Here is a 16,091-nt window from a genome sequence, read left to right as displayed (position 1 = left end):
CAGCATCCTGCAGTACGGCGAAACTCCGTCCTCGGCACTCCCGTCTATGGCGGCACTGTCTGCTGGTGCATATTGCCGCCCGGAAAGTTTGGAGCGCCTGCAGCCGTCTCGGCCAAAGGCTGGATAGGGTAGCTGCATGACGTCGCTTGCCGAAAAGGTCCTGGAGGGGGAACCCAATGCCGTCCGCCAGGCGGAGAATTTTGTCCGCTCCGCTGGTCATGATGTGGAAGCAAACGAACTCCGCAAGGCCCTGGTGCAGCACTACACACGGTCGCAAGGCGCGCGCAGGGATGCGGGCGTCGGTCACCTGGAACGCGATTTCGAGGCGGCGCTCCGCCACATGCGGCCACTCTACGAGGCCTCTCCGGATCATCCGGGATTCGCCTTCAGGTTCGCCTCCCTGCTGACCGAAACCGGGCGCTATGACGAAGGAATGCCGCTGCTGGAGAAGCTGCGGGAAGCGGGCGGTACGTTCGATTTGACGGTCAATGTCGAGGGCGCGATCGCGCGCGCGCTGTATCATAGGGGGGAGTTCGACCGGGCCGCGGACCTGTTGCGCCGCATCCTCGCCAAGGCGACCGAACACTTTGGCGCCGAGCCGAGCGACGAGCAGAGAAGACTGGTCGGATCGCTGCTCGCGAGATTGTCCCGTATCCATATCAACAAGGGCGACTATGGAGGGGCGGCGCGGATCGTCGAGGAAAATCCCTATGAGATCGACCATCCGTTCATGCGGCGGACGCTGCAGCGGGCGAAGACGCTCCTGAGTGACGGGCCGCCATCCCGGCTTTCCGACGCGCGTCCGGTCGAACTCGATCGCCTTACCGTGGCCTGCGTGAAGCACGGGACGAAATACGGCCCGGACTACGTCAATCGCCTCTTTTCCATGGTGAGGCGGCACCTGCCGGGAAACTGGCGCTTCGTCTGCTACACCGACGATCCCCGCGGCCTGCGTCCGGAAGTCCGCGTGATCGACATTTCGGGTATCCAGATCCGCGGATGGTGGACCAAGCTGGCGCTGTTCGACCCGAATCTGCCGGTCGCCGACCCGACCATCTTCTACCTCGATCTCGACACGGTGGTGGTGGGGGATCTCGGCTTTCTGGAGGGGCTGAAAGTGGGCTTCCATATTCTGGAACATCCGGATTCTCCCTGCTTCAACTCCTCCGTCATGCTGTTTGACCGCGCCTTCGCTGCGCCAGTCTATCAGCGGATCAGGAAGCGGGATGTCGAGCGCCTGGTCGGAGACCAGGACTGGATCGAGGAATGCATGCCGGGGCTGGACACGTTTCCGCACGGCCCGATCCGGCTTTACCGGGGTCTCCACCCGGATCTCGATCCGGCCGGCCTCGCGGAAACCGGCACACGTATCGTGACCTTTCCGACCAACCCGAAACCCCACATGATCGAACAGGGCTGGGTTCCGGAACACTGGCGCTAGGCCGGTCTATTTCAGCGCCAGAGCGTGGCGGATACCGAGCCAGATTACCGCGAGCCCGGAACTGATGATGCTTGTCAGCACCATCAGCCGTACGCCGATACCGATCTTTTCCGAAAGATTGCGCTGGTGGCGCAGATAGGCGAAATCGTGCTGGGCCTGGATCACCCGTTCGGGCGAGGTGACGTCCAGACCGAGCTCCGTCAGGGTTGCCCGCACCACCTGGCGGGCATCTTCATCGCTCATCACCCTACCGCTCCCTAGTCTGCGTGATCGGCGGTGAGGACTGCGACAAGGCCGGCGGCGGCAACCCCGAAACCGGCGATCGCATCGCGCAGCTCCGGTGCAACGGCAATTCCCAGAGACGCGAGGCATGCCGTCACGCCGAGCCAGGTGCTGCGCTCGCGAAGCCGGTTAAGGATCCAGGTTCGGTCAAGTTTCATGGTGCGGTCTCCTCGGGGGCGCTGGCACAATTGTCGATATCGGGGTCGAGTTTGCCCGCTGCGCGCAATTGCCGGCGGGCCTCGGGCGGCAAGGCGCAGAAGATATCCCGCGCGGCGTGAAGCGCGGCGAGCACGTTCTGCCGGCGGACCTCGATCCGGGCGGCCGCCTCCGGATCGGCGCAGCCACCGGCGACAGAGAGCAGGATCAAGGCGGTCAAAGGCCAAGAGCGTGGCATTTTCCACTCCTTTGTGATGTTGTGCGGCGGACTCGGGCAGGCGTGCCGGTGCCGCCGGCCGCGAGCTACAGATGCGACGGTGGAAAACGATGACGGAACTGGCAGCCCTGATCTCGCGCGGAGACGCCGATGCGGCGCGACGCGGCGAGGAGCTGCTCCGGAACGCCGGGATGACGGCGGAAACCGAAGTGCTGCGCAAATCGCTTGTGACCTATTACACCTTGGCCGAGGAACACCGGAGCGACAGCGGAGCGTCTCACCTCGACCGGGATTACGAGGCTGCGCTCGGGCATATCAAGGTTCTGGCCGCCGCTTTCCCTCAGAATCCCGAATATGCGTTCTGGCATGCGTCGCTTCTCGTCGATACCGGGCGTTACGGCGATGCATTGCCTTTGCTGCAGGCTCTGCGGGCGGCAGCGGCGGGCAGGCCGTTCGAAATCAATGTCCTCACCACGCTGGCCCGCGCGCACTATGCGCGGGGCGATCTGGCCGGTGCCTTCGCGACCTGCGAGACGTTGCTGGAACGCGTGCTGCCGATTTTCGGCGCCGCGCCGGACGCTGCGCAGAAAGCGTTCCTCGGATCGCTCCTGGCGCGGATGACCCGACTGCTGGTGAACCGGGGAGAACCGGAACGTGCCGTCGAACTCGGCACTCGGTTCCGCGACGTCGCGCACGACAAGTTCCTCGATCGGACTCTGGTTCGCGCCGAGCGATTGATCGATGGCGGCCGGCCCGCGACGCACCACGGCGCGGCCGCCGTCGATTGCGACGCACTGTCCGTCGTCTGCGTGAAACACGGCACGAAATATCCGGCGGACTACGTGAACCGGCTTTACAACATGGTCCGCAGGCATCTCCCGGGTAACTGGCGCTTCATTTGTCTGACCGACGATGCGAGCGGTCTCGACGAACGCATCCAGGCCATCGATATCTCGGGTTTCAAGGCCAACGGGTGGTGGGCGAAGCTCGCCTTGTTCAATCCCGACGTGGCGATACCTGACGATGCCGTGCTGTATTTCGATCTCGACACGGTGATCGTCGGGAGTCTCGATTTCGTCGACGGCATGCCTCTCGGGTTCCATATTCTGGAGCATCCGGGGGAGCCCTGCTTCAATTCCTCGGTCATGCTGTTCAGCCGGGCATTCGCCCGTCCGGTACATGATCGTTTCGATCCGGCGGTGATGGATCGCCTGGTTAGCGACCAGGACTGGATCGAGGAATGCATGCCGATGATCGACACATTCCCTGTGGGGCTGATAAGGCTTTATCGCGGGCTGCATCCGGATCTGGACTCCGCCGGACTGGCGGAAACCGGCACACGCGTGGTCACTTTCCCGACCGTCCCCAAGCCGCATCAGATCGGGCGCGGCTGGGTTTTTGATCACTGGCGCTGACGGGGGCCGCTTACCAGACGGAGAATCCGCTGGGCGGATGCCCGCGGGCTATTTCCGGAATCTCCGCCGTCGCAAGGATCGCCTCGTCGTTCACGGCAAGCACGCAAAGCAGATGATAGGTTCCAGCCGGGAGTCCGCTGAATTGCGCACCGTTTCCGCTCGTTGGGTCCGCGCCGCCATGCCAGGCAACCTCGTGTTCCCAGGGTTTGAGTGCGCCGATCCAGAGCTTGCCGCCGTCGAGATCGAGCGCCATGGCGATTGCATCGCCTGAAAGGAGTTCGATTGCGGTGCCGCCCGCATCCACCGTGACGCTCTCGGTGGTCGTGGTGAGCGGCGCTGTCGAGGCCATGGTCGCCGGGCCGACGAAATCGGTCGGGGTTGCGGTGAAGAGATTTTCGTCCCCGTCGATATCGAAGCCACAGAAGGCGCGCTCCGGGCGGAACCGGAGAGAGCGCAGCTCGACATACCATTTACCGCTTGTCTTGCCGCTGACGGAGCGGACTCCGCGTCCGATCAGAACCGGGCTGTTGTTGGTCGCCGTCGCGATCCGGTCGCCGGCGGAGAGGCTCGTCGCACTGTCCGAGGGATTCCAGCGGACGCCGGTCGCCGCGCCGCCGGTGCCGTCTTCAACGATCCACATGGCTCAGCTCTCTTCCGTTTCCCAGAGACGCAGTTCGTTGTCCCAGACCTCGGCGGTGACCCGCGTGACCGTGCCGGCCGTCTGGCCCGCATAGTTCGGCTGCAGGCCGATGCGTTTCACGCCCGCGGCACTGCCGCCGAGCGTCCATACCGGTTCGAAACCGCCGCCTGTCCCCTGGGTCAGGCGCAGCTTGCGGGTATATTCGAAGCCCGTTCCGATGGCTGAGAAATCGAATGTCGCGTTGCCGTCCAGAGTGGCGGTGAAAGCGTTCCACCGATCCGCATTGATCGACACGGTCTCGGTGCCGAGCGATCCGAGCACCTCGACGCTCATGCGCGTGCCGCGCAGATTGCCGCGTGCCAGGGCATACCCTTGCAGGTCGACGCCCATCGTGCGGATTTCTCCGCTTGCCCGGTCGATCTCGATCGGGCGGCCGGTCCATGTGCCGGTGTTGTCGAATGCGTGCAGGAAGATGAGACTTCCGCCCGCGGTGTCGGAGAGCGGGGTGTCGTCGAGGCCAAAATCGAGGAACGGCAGGTCGTTCCGCATCATGCGGACATATTGATACTGGCCGGGCGGCGCGTTCAGCAGAAGGGAATGCCCGTCGATCTTCAGCCCGCCGGCGATCGTGCCGCCGCTCAGCTCGAGGAAGGCGGAGAAGAGCGGGTAGGTGATCACCCAGTCGTCACGGCTGGTTGCGCCACCCGAGAAGCCGACAGACAAGGTGACGTCCAACCCGGAGATCGCCGTGATCGCGCCGACCATGAAATGGCTCGGATCGCCCGCGCTGGAGGCGCGCAGAACATGGCCCACCTTCCAGGCTGGCGGCGGCGCCGCCATCAGGGCGAAGGCGACGGAGCCGGTGGCCGGCACATGGGGCGATGCGGACAGTCCTGCCACGCCCTTCAATGCCGCCGTCTCCTCGGCGATCGCGCGGACGATGGCCGGGAAGCCGGACTCCTCCTCGGCATAGGCATTGCCGTCGAGATTGGCGTCGGTGAAGGTGCGGTCGCCGATGGTCGCGGACCAGCTCATCAGTAAAGCTCCTCTATGACGAATTCCTTGGAATAGCGCTCGAAGACGTCGTTCACGATCGGGGTGGTCTCGGCGATCCGTCCGTAGACCGTGCGCCGGTGCAGGTGCGCCGTGTCGTCGGGGTCGACCATGGCGAGGATGTCGCCGCCGGTGCCCTTCAGGCGCTCCAGTTCGTAGGCATTGGCCAGCATCTCGTCGATATCGAGATGCTCGATGCGGAAGCGCAGGCGGCGGTATTTCGGCTTGGCCTCGAAATAGGCCTGTCCGCCGCGCGACTTCACTATGCGGCTCTCGTCCACCTGCTCGATGCTCCAGCCGTATTGCAGGTTCACGCTGGGAGTCCAGGCGGGTGCGAGCAAGGCGCGACCGGCCTGCAGGTAGCCAGCCGGATTGTCCGGATCGTCGAGGTCGATGCGGACGTAGCGCACCCGCCGAGCCGCAGGGAGAATGGCGTAGGAGCCGATCCCGTAGGTTTCGGCGGTCTCGGTGTCGAGATGCCCGCCCCACTGGAATTCGCCCCAGTGACCGGTTCCGAACGGCACGACCCGGGGCCAGATCGGAACCGTCCCGGTATCCAGCTCCGGGGTCTCCGGGTCGCCGTTATGCAGCCGGACCCGCCAGGTGCCGCGCTGGGATAGATTGTGGTTCAGGATGCCAGCGAAGCTGACTGGGGCCTGCACGCCGAAATCGGCTTCGAACCAGCAGCATCCGCTCGCCGTGCCGACGCTCCGTGCGACCCGGCTCGGATGCGGATGGGCGAGATTGTCCAGTGGCAGGCCGCTGCTCCAGTCTTCGCCCGTCAGGGCTGCCGCATCGAGATAGTTCCGGTACACGATCAGCATGTTGCTCATGGTCCCGCTAACCCCAGAGGATGAGTTCCGCTTCGTCGAAGGCGCTGTCCTCGGAGAGGCCGACCAGCACCAGGTTCCGTCCCTCGGCAAGCCCATGGCGGGGGTAGCTGAGCCGGATCGTGGTTCCGAGCGCGAGGCTGTAGGGCCGGGTCTTGACCCGGACCCGAAAAAGATCGCGCGCCACGCCAAAAAGAGCGAGGCGCCGGAGGGCCTCGGCTGCCGCGTCCGTCCCGGAGGCGATCAGGCTTTCCAGCTGCAGATCGCGGGCGAGCCGGTGGCGAGTGCGGACGGCGCTGTCCGATGCCTCGGCATAGCGATAGGTCTCGGCAAGTGCGGTGCGCGTGCCGGTATCGAGGCCCGCCGCGCTTTCGCCTTCCGAGAGCGCACGCCAGTAGCGTCCGTATCCGAGCCTGAGGCGCCAGAGCGGCAGTGCGGCAGGCTCCCGTTCCAGGCTGAGAATGGCGCTTTCGTCGAACTGTTCCTCAGCTTCGGCCGAGGGTTCAGAAAGGCGTCCGGCCGTGAAGCGCCCGTTGCGGTCGAAGCCGAAATGGGCGCCGGCGGCCTCGGCGATGGCGTCGAGCGCGGCGAGCAAGGACGTCTTCTCCGACGCGAAGAAACCGGTCGCCATCGGCGTGGCGATCGTCAGAACCGCAAAGGCGCTCCAGTCGATATCGGTCAGTTCCGGAGCCCGCATAGCGATCCGCAGCATCAGGCTCGCCGCATCCTCGACATATCCCCCTGAACTCGCGTCGCCGCGGACATGCGCGGTGACGGGGCCCTCCGGCGCGCTGCCGAGGCGGAATGTCCCGGCTGGGAGATTTGTCGAATACTGCGCCGGCGCAGGGGGGGCGGTGCCGGAAGTGAGTGCCACGCCGCTGTCGAAGACGGCCTCGATTGCGTCGACCGGGCCGTCATGGACCTGATAGGTAAGGGTCGCCGCTTCGATCAGGATCGCCGGTACATGCAGGCAGCGGCCGTAGCAGAGCGGCTTGACCCGTCCCGCGAGCGCGGCGTCGCCTTCCGTCCCGCCGGTGCCGAGATAGAGGTTCTCCTGCAGCGGCCGCTCGAACAGGACCTGAAGGTCACGCAGATGGACCCGTATCCGGTCGTCGTCGAACTCGATGCGCTCAGCGGTTCCGTCGAACACGGTGCGATAGTCCGCGAGCCTGAATTTGTTGCCGCCGAGCAACAGGCGCACCCGGCGGCCATCGAAGGCGAGATCCCGCCAATGGTCGAGGCCGCCATCCGCGTTGTTGGCGTCCAGCGTTCCGAACCCCGGAACCGACCTCCCTCCGAGTTCGCCGCTGCGGTAGAGATGCCGCTCGAAACTCAGAGCCGAGAGCAGTCGCGCGTCGAAATAGCTGTTCCCGGGACTGTCTTCGGGCTCGGTGGCAAAACCGTGATCACTCAGATAGATCGGAACCGTGGCTGAGAGCGCGGGATCGTACGGCTCGAGGATCGCCAGATATCGCCGGACCGCGAACGGGTCCGCGATCAGCTTCTCGAAGGCATCCATTCAATCCCTCCTCAGGCGCTTCGCCGCGACAGGCTGCGTCCGAGCAGGCGGCTCAGGCGCTCGTTGTCGTCGCGCAGGGCGGCGACTTCGCTGTTGAGGCGCTTCATCTCCCGCACCAGCTCGCGGCTGTCGGCATGCTGGCGCTGCATCGCCTCGCGGCTTTCCCGGTCCGGCGCGTCGTTCGCCGGAAGCGAGAGAGTGACGGGAATGGTTCGGCCGTCGGGCAGGGGCACATAGGCTTCCGGCAGGCTGCCTTCGCCGAAGATCGCGACCGACGGTTCGAGGGCGATGCCGCCGCTCGCGGGGCCGCCCGCCGTCATGATGCCGCCACCGGCGAAACCCATGGCCGAGACCACGGCGTCGACGGCGGCGTTCTCCTGGCGGAGCCGCGCGAGCTGACCTTCGCCGAAGCCGCTCGGCAGCGGCAGTCCGGCGGCGTCGAGTGCGGTCAGGATCGCGACCGCGATTTCCGGCCGGTAGCCGAGATCGTAGCCGGCCGCGACCGGTCCACCGCCCTCGGAGAGATACTGCCCGCCGCCGCTTTCGTGCCAGGTCAGCGCACCGCCGGCCCCTTCGGCGGGGGCCAGCCGGTCACGGATCTGGGTCAGCACGTCGAGCTGCCGTTCGGCCGTCGAGATTTGCGTCTCGGTGCCGGCGAGGGCGGCCTCGAGCGTGCTGTCCACTTCCTCGAAGATTGCCGCATAGGCCTCGCCGGACGCGTGGACCTCACGAGCGACGCCGAGATAGTCGCGGGCGCTGGCCGCGAGCTCCGCGCGAGCGTCGAGATCGCCCTCCGTCGAGGCGGCGGCGAGCGCGGCGAAGGCCGTCTGCGCCCGTGCCAGCCGCTCCAGCGGGGAATGCGGCGAGAGGCTGCCGTCGATGGCGAGACCGTCCCGGGCCGCCCGCAGGTTCTCGGCCAGCCGGGCGAAATCGTCGACCGTATCCTTTTGCACCGAGATCTGCCGGTCGAGACCGGCGGTCGCGGCCTCGATGCTTTCGGCGAAGGTCTCGACCAGGCTCCCGCTCGCATCGAGCGCGAAGCCGAGCTCGTCCAGTCTGCGCGAGAGATTCCCGGCAATCCGGTCGAGCACGCTCCGGTCGTTGCCGAGCCCGAGCTGCTCGGCCTGCCGGAGCAGGCTGTCGCGCTCCTCCAGCGCCTGCCGGGCGGCGGCGCGGCCGGGGGAGAGGCCGTCCTCGAGGGACTGGACGAACTGCCCGCGCACCTCGGCGGCGAGCCGTTCGTTGGCCGTGTCGATCGCCGCCGTCACGTCGATGGTCCCGAGCCCGAGGGCCGCGAGTTCGGCATTGAGGGCTTCGAGGCTCGGAACCAGAGCGGCGATCTGGGCGCGCTGCTGCTCGTAGAGCAGCGCGAAGCCTTCCAGCGCCGGTTCCGGACCGGAAAGCGAGAGGGTGCCCAGCAGGTCGGAGACCATGCCGCGGATCGCGCGTCCGGCCTGGGTCAGGCGCGTGACGTCGGCCGTCTGCTGCCCGTCGCCGGGACCGAAGAGCAGCTTCGCGTCCTCGAAGAACAGGCGGATCGGCTCGAACGCCGCCGTGGCTGCGGCGCGCCCGTCGTCTCCCAGGGCGGATAGCTGCGCCTCGAGCGACCGGTTATAGGCGTCGAGGCTCTCGGCGCCGTCGCGATAGAGCGCAACGGTCTCCTCGAAGCTGGCGAGGAAGTCGATCCGGCGGAGCGAGCTTTCGAGATCCTCGAACGGCGCTGCGAGCAGCCGTGTCAGACCGTCGGAAAAGGTCTTGCGGGCTCTGGTGTCGGTTTCCGGATCGCCGGAGAGACCGGTCAGGGTGTTGTCGCGAAGGGCCTTTGCGAGCGACAGCTCGACGGCCCGTGCGATGAGTTCTTCCTCGTCCTCGATGCCGGTCAGATCGGCGCCGCTGGCGAAGTCGCCGCTGCTGTCGAGACCGGCGACGAAATAGCCGGTCGGAAGCGAGGACTTGCGGCCGCTGGCATAGCCGATCTGCAGGAAATTCGCGGCACTGCCCGAGAAGGCGGCGCCGATCCGGCTGGTCATGGCGTCGAGGGTTTCGATCACCCGGTCCTGCAGGTTCAGGATCTCGTCGAGCGGGCCGCCGTCGAGTTCGAGAGAGCTCTCGGCCGTTGCCCGGCCGCTCTCGATGCCGATCACCGCCTTGGCGAACGGGTAGTCCTCGTCCTTGAACAGTTCGCCGAGGCCCGCCACGGCGGCGGTGGCGATCGCCCCGATGGGAAGGATGCTGCCGGCGCTGCCAAGGAGCCCCGTCAGGCTGCCGCCGAAACCCGCTGCGCCGAACCCGGCGCCGCCGCCGATCGGCAGGAAGCTGGAGAGCAGGGATGTCCCGATGCCGAGGATGCCGGAGCTTCCGCCGCCACCGAAGGAGGAAAACAGGCTGCCCGCGATCGACGCGATCTGCCCGGCGCCCTTGCCGGCGATCCCGTCCCAGTCGAGTCGGGAGACCGCCTGGGTCAGTCCATAGGCCAACTCGTTCCAGAGCCCGGAGAAGGTGTCCGCCCCGGTACCGGCGATGTCGGCGAAGGCGGTGTCGAAATCGCCGACGATGTCGTCCGAAAGCCGCTCCCAGGCGAGGCCGCTCCGCCGCGCGGCGCGTTCCTGACCGAGGGCGAGCGTTTCGGTCGCCTCGGCCTGGTCCCGCAGGGCTTCGGTGATGCGCTGCTCCTGCCCTATGCGTTCGGCGCCGGTCGCGAGCGCTTCGGTCTGAAGGCGGTCGAACGCGGTCTCATGCAGGACCGGGTTGGCGAGCGTGTCGGTGGAGGACGGGCCCGGAAACCGGTCGAGGCCGATGGCGGCCGCCCCGATCCGCTCGACCATGTCGGCGGCGCTCGCGGCGAGGCTATCGAACGCGGACTCCGCCCGTTGCAGAACCTCCGGCAGGAGGTCGAGGGCCTCCATCAGCGCGTAGACACTGGGGGCGGCGCTGTCCGAGGGAAGCTGGCGGATCGGCATGGCGGTTCAGTCCTTGCTGGAAGATGTGGACAGACGTTCGGCGCGGGCGGCGAGATAGGCTTCGTCCATGGCGCGAAGCAGGGCGACGAAACGTTCCGGTTCCCGCTCTCCGAAGAGCGCGCAATAGGCCGCGATCTCGGTCAGGGGGATCGGCGCCTCCGCCGCTCCGACGGGGGTGACGATCAGCGGCCGGCCTCGGGCGAGCAGGGTGAAGGCGCGGGCGGTCTCCTCGAGGTCGGGAAACAGGTCCGGCTTCTCCGCCAGCGCGGGCGGGATCGCGCCGTCCCGCCCGGCGAGGGCGATCAGGAACTCTTCGCTCTCGCCCCAGGCGACGTGCCAGCGGACGAAGGCGGCAAGTTTTTTTCCGCCTCCTCCTGTTCCTGCTGGCGATAGAGCTCGATGTCGCTCGCCATCTCGACGATGAGGTCGCGGAAATCGCGCAATGCCGGGTCGAGCAGCAGCTCGCGGGCGTGGTCCGGCGAATAGGCGAGCGCCTTGCCGTCAAGTTCGAGATCGCGCCAGTCGAGCAGCACGGTCTCGGCCAGAACCTCGGCGGTGACGCGTTCGGCCGTCACCTCCTCCAGCGTCCCGGCGCGCAGCGCCCGGCGGTAGGGCTTCATGCGCCGCTGCATCGCCTCTCGGTAACGCCGGTTGCCGATGCGGGCGAGCTTGACGGACGCGCCGCCGCCCGCCTCGCCGCCGTCGAGCGCGACCCAGACACCGTCGTCCTCGGCGGTCCGGTTGGATTTGAACCTGCAAAGATCCATGTGTTTCTTCCTGTTCTGAGAGGGCCTGAAAATCAGGCGGCAAGACGGTCGATCTGGAGGGTCGCGCCGCTCGCGGGATCGCGCACCGCCTGGAACTGGAAGTCCGCCATCACGTCCTGGTCGGGACCGCCGGCGGCGATCGAGCCGCGGGTGAGCCGCACCTTCGGCAGCGTGAAGACATAGGCGTTGCCGTCCGCGTCCGTGACCCGGAAGGAGAGACTGGTGGCGGTACCGTTCAGGTATTTTTCGTAGAGTGCGCCGTCGGCGAAATAGAAGCTGGCCCGGCCCGTCACCTGGCAGCGCCCGCTGCCGATATCGACATTGCCGAGCGCGCCGACCGCGCCGATCCCGCGCAGCCCGTTGGCGAGCGAGATCGAAAGCGACTGGAGGAAGACACCGGAGAGCGCGGCGCCGCCTTCCATCACCTGGCCGATATTGTTGACGGCGTTCAGCACCGGGTTGCTCAGCGCCGGCACGGCGGGGCCGCTGCCGACGGTCGTGCCGGCGATGGCGGCCTTCGCTCCCATGAAGCCGAAGCTGCCGGTGAGCACGCGCCCTGTCTGGATCTGCAGGTCCATGCTGTCGGCCACCATCCCGGTGAAGGCGATGTACTGGCCGATATCGGTGAAGGCCTTCTCGAGGGTGAGCGAGGTTTCGGAGACCCCGTTGCGGATCATCGAACCGCCGATCGTGACGGACAGCCCTGCCGCGCCCTCGTCGCTCGCCGGAGCGGGCGAGACGGAGAGGCTGTTCGCGGCGATGCCGGTCACCCGGTAGAGGCCGTTATTCTCCCCGCTGTTCGCCGCGAAGCCGCCGACCTTCACCCACTGGCCGGTCTGGATCCCGGCGGCGGTGAAATCGGTGCTCGTACTGGTGAAGGCTGAGGATGCGTTGCTCGCCGCGATGTCGTCGGCAATCGAGACCGCGACCGGCGTGCTCCAGGCCGAGAACAGCGCGCTTTCGATCAGCGTGTCGTAGGCGCCGTAGGACAGCTCCAGATTGACCGATCCGGCGGCGCTGGCGCCGGTCTGGATCAGGTCCGGGACCTGGCGGTCCGCGCGGACCTCGGACGAGCTGGTCGTCGCGATCGTGTATCCGAGGCTCTCGCCGGTGAAGCGCAGCCGGGTGAGGGCCGCCGCCGGGGTCGTGCCCCAGAGCGGCTCCTTCACATAGGCGAGTTCCGTGCGGCTCGAATCCGCCATCGATAGTCTCCTTTGGCCAGAAATGGTTATGCGAGTGGGGTGGGATCAGACGAGTTCGTCGCGCCAGAACGGGATCGCGACCCGCGCCCGGTAGGCGCCGTCGATCTCCTCGTCCTCGGCAAGTTCGGGCGGCAGCAGCACGTGGCCCGCGATCAGAGCGCCGTCGAAGAGAGACGCCGCCATATCGGCGAGCGCGGTCGCCGCCTGCGCCCCGCCGCCAATGGGTGCGAAGCAGTAGACCAGGATCCGGCCGCGGTAGCGGCGCAGCTGGGGACGGCCGAGCGCGGCCTGTTCCGACTGCTCGTTCAGGATCATCAGCTTCACCCAGCACCCGTCCTCGGGCGGCGTGAAGACCACATTCTCGAAGGCGATCGGCGTCTCCGTCCAGTTGGCCGCGAAGAAGCTTTCGACCGCGCGCCGGGCGCCGGTGAAGGACATGGGGCAGGTTCCGTTCGATATCTGGAAATCAGCGGCGCACGATCAGCCGGAAAAGCAGCGGCGCGGCACCGGCGGAGACGGTGGTGACGTCGACTATGTCGTGCCAGCGCCCGTCGATGCGCAGCCGGTCGCCCGGTGCCGGACGCACCTCCCCGAGGCCGGCTCCCGAGAGCGTGATCAGCAAGTCGCCGCTCTGCACCAAGCCGCCGACGAAGGCGGCCTCGATGCTTTCGACAATGCCGGGGACCTCATGCTCCGATGGCGTTCCCGTAACCGTGCCGGTCGCGGGATCGTAGGACGGGGCGGCTGTCTTGCCGAGCGTCATCGGCGTGCCGTAGCGGGCGATCAGCCGCGCCGCGGTGCCGGAAAGCGTGGAGCCGGTTGCCGTCATGCGCGTTTCACCTCATGGTTCGCGGCCGAGCGCAGCAGCGGCTTCAGCAGCAGGTCGATCAGCGGATAGGTCCGACCGGGCCCGGCGTCGGGCAGATACTCGACCTCGACCGGTCCGACCTTCTCGCGCGCCACCTTGCCGCCGCGCTCGAGCGGCGGAAGCAGGTCGCCGGCAAGCGCGATCAGCGCGAGCTCGGCGGTGGCGTGTTCGATCCGGCGCGGGATGCCGGAGAGGGGACGCCCCTCGCGGTCAGTCGCGCCGGTGCGGGGCCAGGAAAGCGCCTGCCCCGGATCGGCGATGCGGCCTCGGAAACTGTAACTGCCGTCGATATAGGCGCTCGCCTGCAGGAGGGCGGCCTCCCGCGCGACGCTCGGCGCGCCGGACCAGCCGGCGACGTTGCGCGCCGCGAAATAGGCGTCCGCGTCGCCGAGCGAGAGATAGCTGTCTTCGCCGACGGTAAGGCTCATTTCCGCCTCCCGCGGCGGTGCCGGCGGTTCAATCGCTTTGCCTGCGCCGGTGCCGGTGCCGGATCGGGGATTGTTTCGGCGATGGCACGGCAGGGCGGCGGCCGGAGTTCGGGATCGTCGTCCGCGAGCAACCAGTTGCGGAACCGGCCGTCCTTGCCGCGGATGTAATCCGCCCGGTTCGCCAGAATGCGTTGCTCGCCGTAGCGGTGCTGCAGGGTCACGGTCGGCAGCAGGTCGGGTTCGGGCTCGGACATGGCGCGGCCTCGTCGGTAAATCGGATGCGAAAAATGCGGCCCGGACCTCCCGGAGAGGGGCGAGGGAGGCCCGGGCCAGGCGGGCGAGGAAGGCTCTATCCGGCGATGCGGACCGCGAGCTCCGGGCGCACCAGCTTGACGCCCCAGAGGACATCGAATTCCCAGACCGTCTGCTTGTACTGGCGCGAGATCTCGAGCCGGAGCGAGATCCCGGTCTCCGCGTCGGTCATCGAGAGGATCTGGTTGCCGAGCGAGAGATCCTGGGTGCCGGCGCTGAGCGGCCGCATGGCGAGCGCGAAGGCGTCGCGGTGAAAGGCCATGTTGACGACGTGGCTCTTGACCACCGTCACCGCCGCGTCGGTCGCGACATTGGATTTCAGCGCCGGGACGAGCGCGACCGTGACGCCGGTTCCGTCGAGCGTCGCGTCGGAGAGGACCGCGTAGGTCTGCCCGTGTCCGGCGAAGCTGATCACGTCGCCCGCCTTGAGCTCCGGGCTGCCGGTGTTGGATTTCAGCGCCACGCTCACCGCGCCCACGCTCGCCGCGTTCGCGGTAATGGTGAAGCTGCCGTCGTCGCTTGCGCTGCCGGCGCTGTGGGTCAGAACCCCGTCGTCGGCGAACCAGTCGATCCCGAATTTGCGGCCGATCTCGCCCTCGATCTTCACCGAGGCCGAGCCGACCTTCTCCGCGTCGGAGAAGGGGGAGAGCGCGAGGGCATTGGCTTCGGCGTCATAGTCGAGCACGGCCCGCCGGTCGCCGCGCGGGGCGAGCTGCTTGTTCAGCAGTTTGCGCGCCGAGGTGGCGTCTGTGACATCCGCGCCGAAGGGCGTGGTGCCCGCCGTGCCGACCAGGCCGTAGATGCCCTTGTACTCGGCATGCACGGAGGCGTTCACCGCATTGGCCAGAGCCCGGATCGCCTCGCTCATCTGCATCGGCACGAAGCTCTCGTTGCGGTCGATCTCCATCACCTCGCGGTCGGTCATGAAGAAGCCCGCCTTCTTCCAGTTATCGAGCGGGATCTGCACCTTGGAGATCGTGGTGTCGCCCGGCTGCGGGGCGGCTGCGGAGGGGGTGACGTCGGTCGCGGCGATGGCGCTCGGCAGCGGCACGTCGACCGTGTCGCCCTTGCGCGCCGCGTCGTTGGAATAATCCGCATTCACCAGGCGCGGCAGGATCGCCTGCTCGCGCAGCGCCAGAAGGCCGCGGGCCAGGATCTTCGGCATGATTTCGGTCATGGCATTCGCCATTTCGGAAACTCCTCGAATTGCATGAAGGGATTGGAGGTCCGCGCCGCCCGGCCCGCGCGCAGCACGAAACGCCGCCGGCCGTCCCGGCCGCCGGTTGGGTCAGTTCTGAATTTGAGAGCGTTCTAGCCGGTAACCCGCACCCGGCCGCTGGCGATCGCCGCGATATTGCGGTCGAGCGCGTTCTGGTCGTTGAGCGCGATCACCGTTTCCGGCGCGCCCGCCTGTCCGAGGCTCGGGGCGCCGCTGCCGCCCTTGGCCGGGATCTCGAAAGCTCGGCCATAGGTCTTGCTGGCCTGCAGGGACTGCACGAAGGCGCGCGGCGTGAGGAGTATGCCGTCCTCGGCATTTCGAACCGGCTCGCCGTCGTCGCCGCGCACCGCGACGGTATAGCCGGCCTCGCTCTCGGTGAGCATCAGACGCGGCACCACCACCGGTAGCAGCAGTTCGGCGATGCCGTGCTCGGCATGGATCGCGGCTCGCGCCTCGGCCGCGACCAGCGCCGCTTCCAGCTTGCCACGGGCCTCGTCCGGCCCGGCCTCGCCGCGGCTATCCAGTTCGGCCTTCAGCTCCTTGCGCGCGGCGCGCTCCTTCTCGAGCGCGGACTTGAGGCCGCTCACATCCTCGACACCTTCGGCATCGAGGCGAAAGCCGCCACCCTCGGTTTCAACGTAGAAGGCGCGTGCCGCCTCCGGGACGGCGTCAAGGGATTCGGTCACGGCGGGCAGGGGCATGGCTGGCTCCAGCTGGTGAAAGAGGTCTGAAACGAAAAACGCCCCGCTGGGCGGGGCGTATCGGTATCCGTTGATGTGGAA

The 16,091-nt window shown here is 67.4% G+C and carries 19 protein-coding genes; 2 read left to right on the top strand and 17 right to left on the bottom strand.

Features of this window, described 5'->3' with window-relative positions:
- The first annotated feature begins 136 nt into the window (after window positions 1-136).
- Window positions 137-1,441 carry a tetratricopeptide repeat protein gene (locus IG122_RS13005; protein WP_193184168.1) on the top strand — a complete coding sequence of 435 codons (1,305 nt, stop codon included), beginning with the start codon at window positions 137-139 and terminating at the stop codon, window positions 1,439-1,441.
- 6 nt (window positions 1,442-1,447) lie between these two features.
- Here IG122_RS13005 and IG122_RS13000 read toward each other — a convergent pair whose 3' ends face one another.
- The 3 genes from IG122_RS13000 to IG122_RS12990 are packed head-to-tail and all read right to left on the bottom strand — an operon-like array spanning window position 1,448 to window position 2,117.
- Window positions 1,448-1,684 (bottom strand): hypothetical protein, encoded by a 237-nt coding sequence (locus IG122_RS13000; RefSeq protein ID WP_193184165.1) that lies wholly within the window; start codon window positions 1,682-1,684, stop codon window positions 1,448-1,450.
- Between the two features lie 14 nt (window positions 1,685-1,698).
- Window positions 1,699-1,881: a hypothetical protein gene (locus IG122_RS12995; protein ID WP_193184163.1), complete on the bottom strand. Its 183-nt coding sequence runs from the start codon at window positions 1,879-1,881 to the stop codon at window positions 1,699-1,701.
- Window positions 1,878-2,117: a hypothetical protein gene (locus IG122_RS12990; protein ID WP_193184161.1), complete on the bottom strand. Its 240-nt coding sequence runs from the start codon at window positions 2,115-2,117 to the stop codon at window positions 1,878-1,880. The genes IG122_RS12995 and IG122_RS12990 overlap by 4 nt, the downstream gene beginning before the upstream one ends.
- Before the next feature lie 89 nt (window positions 2,118-2,206).
- On the opposite strand from IG122_RS12990, the gene IG122_RS12985 reads away from it, so the two are divergent.
- The gene (locus IG122_RS12985; protein WP_193184159.1) at window positions 2,207-3,511 is read left to right on the top strand and encodes a hypothetical protein; all 1,305 of its coding nucleotides are present in this window, start codon (window positions 2,207-2,209) and stop codon (window positions 3,509-3,511) included.
- 10 nt (window positions 3,512-3,521) lie between these two features.
- On the opposite strand, the gene IG122_RS12980 is transcribed toward IG122_RS12985, so the two are convergent.
- The 14 genes from IG122_RS12980 to IG122_RS12920 all read right to left on the bottom strand — a co-directional run bounded on the left by IG122_RS12980 (window position 3,522) and on the right by IG122_RS12920 (window position 16,010).
- Window positions 3,522-4,151, bottom strand: coding sequence for a hypothetical protein (locus IG122_RS12980; RefSeq protein ID WP_193184157.1), 630 nt, complete (start codon window positions 4,149-4,151; stop codon window positions 3,522-3,524).
- A gap of 3 nt (window positions 4,152-4,154) precedes the next feature.
- Window positions 4,155-5,186, bottom strand: a complete 1,032-nt coding sequence (locus IG122_RS12975; RefSeq protein WP_193184156.1) for a hypothetical protein — start codon at window positions 5,184-5,186, stop codon at window positions 4,155-4,157.
- A complete protein-coding gene (locus tag IG122_RS12970) occupies window positions 5,186-6,037 on the bottom strand; it encodes a hypothetical protein (protein WP_193184154.1) in 852 nt (283 codons plus the stop codon). Before IG122_RS12970 ends, IG122_RS12975 begins: the two co-directional genes overlap by 1 nt.
- A 7-nt stretch (window positions 6,038-6,044) precedes the next feature.
- Window positions 6,045-7,553, bottom strand: coding sequence for a hypothetical protein (locus IG122_RS12965; RefSeq protein ID WP_193184152.1), 1,509 nt, complete (start codon window positions 7,551-7,553; stop codon window positions 6,045-6,047).
- A gap of 11 nt (window positions 7,554-7,564) precedes the next feature.
- Window positions 7,565-10,513, bottom strand: coding sequence for a hypothetical protein (locus IG122_RS12960; RefSeq protein ID WP_193184150.1), 2,949 nt, complete (start codon window positions 10,511-10,513; stop codon window positions 7,565-7,567).
- Window positions 10,514-10,519: 6 nt separating this feature from the next.
- On the bottom strand, window positions 10,520-10,789 hold the full coding sequence (locus tag IG122_RS24625) for a phage tail assembly chaperone (RefSeq protein ID WP_449867109.1): 270 nt from the start codon (window positions 10,787-10,789) through the stop codon (window positions 10,520-10,522).
- 26 nt (window positions 10,790-10,815) lie between these two features.
- On the bottom strand, window positions 10,816-11,280 hold the full coding sequence (locus IG122_RS12955; protein WP_193184148.1) for a hypothetical protein: 465 nt from the start codon (window positions 11,278-11,280) through the stop codon (window positions 10,816-10,818).
- A gap of 32 nt (window positions 11,281-11,312) precedes the next feature.
- Window positions 11,313-12,482: a phage tail tube protein gene (locus IG122_RS12950; RefSeq protein WP_193184146.1), complete on the bottom strand. Its 1,170-nt coding sequence runs from the start codon at window positions 12,480-12,482 to the stop codon at window positions 11,313-11,315.
- 45 nt (window positions 12,483-12,527) lie between these two features.
- Window positions 12,528-12,920, bottom strand: coding sequence for a phage tail terminator-like protein (locus IG122_RS12945; RefSeq protein WP_193184144.1), 393 nt, complete (start codon window positions 12,918-12,920; stop codon window positions 12,528-12,530).
- Window positions 12,921-12,948: 28 nt separating this feature from the next.
- Window positions 12,949-13,311, bottom strand: a complete 363-nt coding sequence (locus tag IG122_RS12940) for a hypothetical protein (protein WP_193184142.1) — start codon at window positions 13,309-13,311, stop codon at window positions 12,949-12,951.
- Window positions 13,308-13,778 carry a DnaT-like ssDNA-binding protein gene (locus tag IG122_RS12935; protein ID WP_193184140.1) on the bottom strand — a complete coding sequence of 157 codons (471 nt, stop codon included), beginning with the start codon at window positions 13,776-13,778 and terminating at the stop codon, window positions 13,308-13,310. Before IG122_RS12935 ends, IG122_RS12940 begins: the two co-directional genes overlap by 4 nt.
- The gene (locus tag IG122_RS12930; protein WP_193184137.1) at window positions 13,775-14,032 is read right to left on the bottom strand and encodes a hypothetical protein; all 258 of its coding nucleotides are present in this window, start codon (window positions 14,030-14,032) and stop codon (window positions 13,775-13,777) included. Before IG122_RS12930 ends, IG122_RS12935 begins: the two co-directional genes overlap by 4 nt.
- 95 nt (window positions 14,033-14,127) lie before the next feature.
- Window positions 14,128-15,279 carry a P22 phage major capsid protein family protein gene (locus IG122_RS12925; RefSeq protein WP_193184135.1) on the bottom strand — a complete coding sequence of 384 codons (1,152 nt, stop codon included), beginning with the start codon at window positions 15,277-15,279 and terminating at the stop codon, window positions 14,128-14,130.
- A gap of 122 nt (window positions 15,280-15,401) precedes the next feature.
- Window positions 15,402-16,010, bottom strand: coding sequence for a hypothetical protein (locus tag IG122_RS12920; protein ID WP_193184133.1), 609 nt, complete (start codon window positions 16,008-16,010; stop codon window positions 15,402-15,404).
- Between the last annotated feature and the right edge of the window lie 81 nt (window positions 16,011-16,091).

It is taken from the genome of Nisaea sediminum (assembly GCF_014904705.1).
GTDB classification, from domain to species: domain Bacteria; phylum Pseudomonadota; class Alphaproteobacteria; order Thalassobaculales; family Thalassobaculaceae; genus Nisaea; species Nisaea sediminum.
The sequence above is the reverse complement of the archived record's forward strand: the minus strand, read 5'-3'. Positions and strand labels throughout refer to the sequence as shown.

Coding starts and splice junctions, on each gene's coding strand:
- IG122_RS12990 (WP_193184161.1), bottom strand. CDS start 2,117: ATGCCACGCTCTTGGCCTTTGACCGCCTTGATCCTGCTCTCTGTCGCC.
- IG122_RS12980 (WP_193184157.1), bottom strand. CDS start 4,151: ATGTGGATCGTTGAAGACGGCACCGGCGGCGCGGCGACCGGCGTCCGC.
- IG122_RS12920 (WP_193184133.1), bottom strand. CDS start 16,010: ATGCCCCTGCCCGCCGTGACCGAATCCCTTGACGCCGTCCCGGAGGCG.
- IG122_RS12970 (WP_193184154.1), bottom strand. CDS start 6,037: ATGAGCAACATGCTGATCGTGTACCGGAACTATCTCGATGCGGCAGCC.
- IG122_RS12935 (WP_193184140.1), bottom strand. CDS start 13,778: ATGAGCCTTACCGTCGGCGAAGACAGCTATCTCTCGCTCGGCGACGCG.
- IG122_RS13005 (WP_193184168.1), top strand. CDS start 137: ATGACGTCGCTTGCCGAAAAGGTCCTGGAGGGGGAACCCAATGCCGTC.
- IG122_RS12945 (WP_193184144.1), bottom strand. CDS start 12,920: ATGTCCTTCACCGGCGCCCGGCGCGCGGTCGAAAGCTTCTTCGCGGCC.
- IG122_RS12930 (WP_193184137.1), bottom strand. CDS start 14,032: ATGTCCGAGCCCGAACCCGACCTGCTGCCGACCGTGACCCTGCAGCAC.
- IG122_RS12955 (WP_193184148.1), bottom strand. CDS start 11,280: ATGGATCTTTGCAGGTTCAAATCCAACCGGACCGCCGAGGACGACGGT.
- IG122_RS12925 (WP_193184135.1), bottom strand. CDS start 15,279: ATGGCGAATGCCATGACCGAAATCATGCCGAAGATCCTGGCCCGCGGC.
- IG122_RS12940 (WP_193184142.1), bottom strand. CDS start 13,311: ATGACGGCAACCGGCTCCACGCTTTCCGGCACCGCGGCGCGGCTGATC.
- IG122_RS13000 (WP_193184165.1), bottom strand. CDS start 1,684: ATGAGCGATGAAGATGCCCGCCAGGTGGTGCGGGCAACCCTGACGGAG.
- IG122_RS12965 (WP_193184152.1), bottom strand. CDS start 7,553: ATGGATGCCTTCGAGAAGCTGATCGCGGACCCGTTCGCGGTCCGGCGA.
- IG122_RS12975 (WP_193184156.1), bottom strand. CDS start 5,186: ATGAGCTGGTCCGCGACCATCGGCGACCGCACCTTCACCGACGCCAAT.
- IG122_RS12950 (WP_193184146.1), bottom strand. CDS start 12,482: ATGGCGGATTCGAGCCGCACGGAACTCGCCTATGTGAAGGAGCCGCTC.
- IG122_RS12995 (WP_193184163.1), bottom strand. CDS start 1,881: ATGAAACTTGACCGAACCTGGATCCTTAACCGGCTTCGCGAGCGCAGC.
- IG122_RS12960 (WP_193184150.1), bottom strand. CDS start 10,513: ATGCCGATCCGCCAGCTTCCCTCGGACAGCGCCGCCCCCAGTGTCTAC.
- IG122_RS12985 (WP_193184159.1), top strand. CDS start 2,207: ATGACGGAACTGGCAGCCCTGATCTCGCGCGGAGACGCCGATGCGGCG.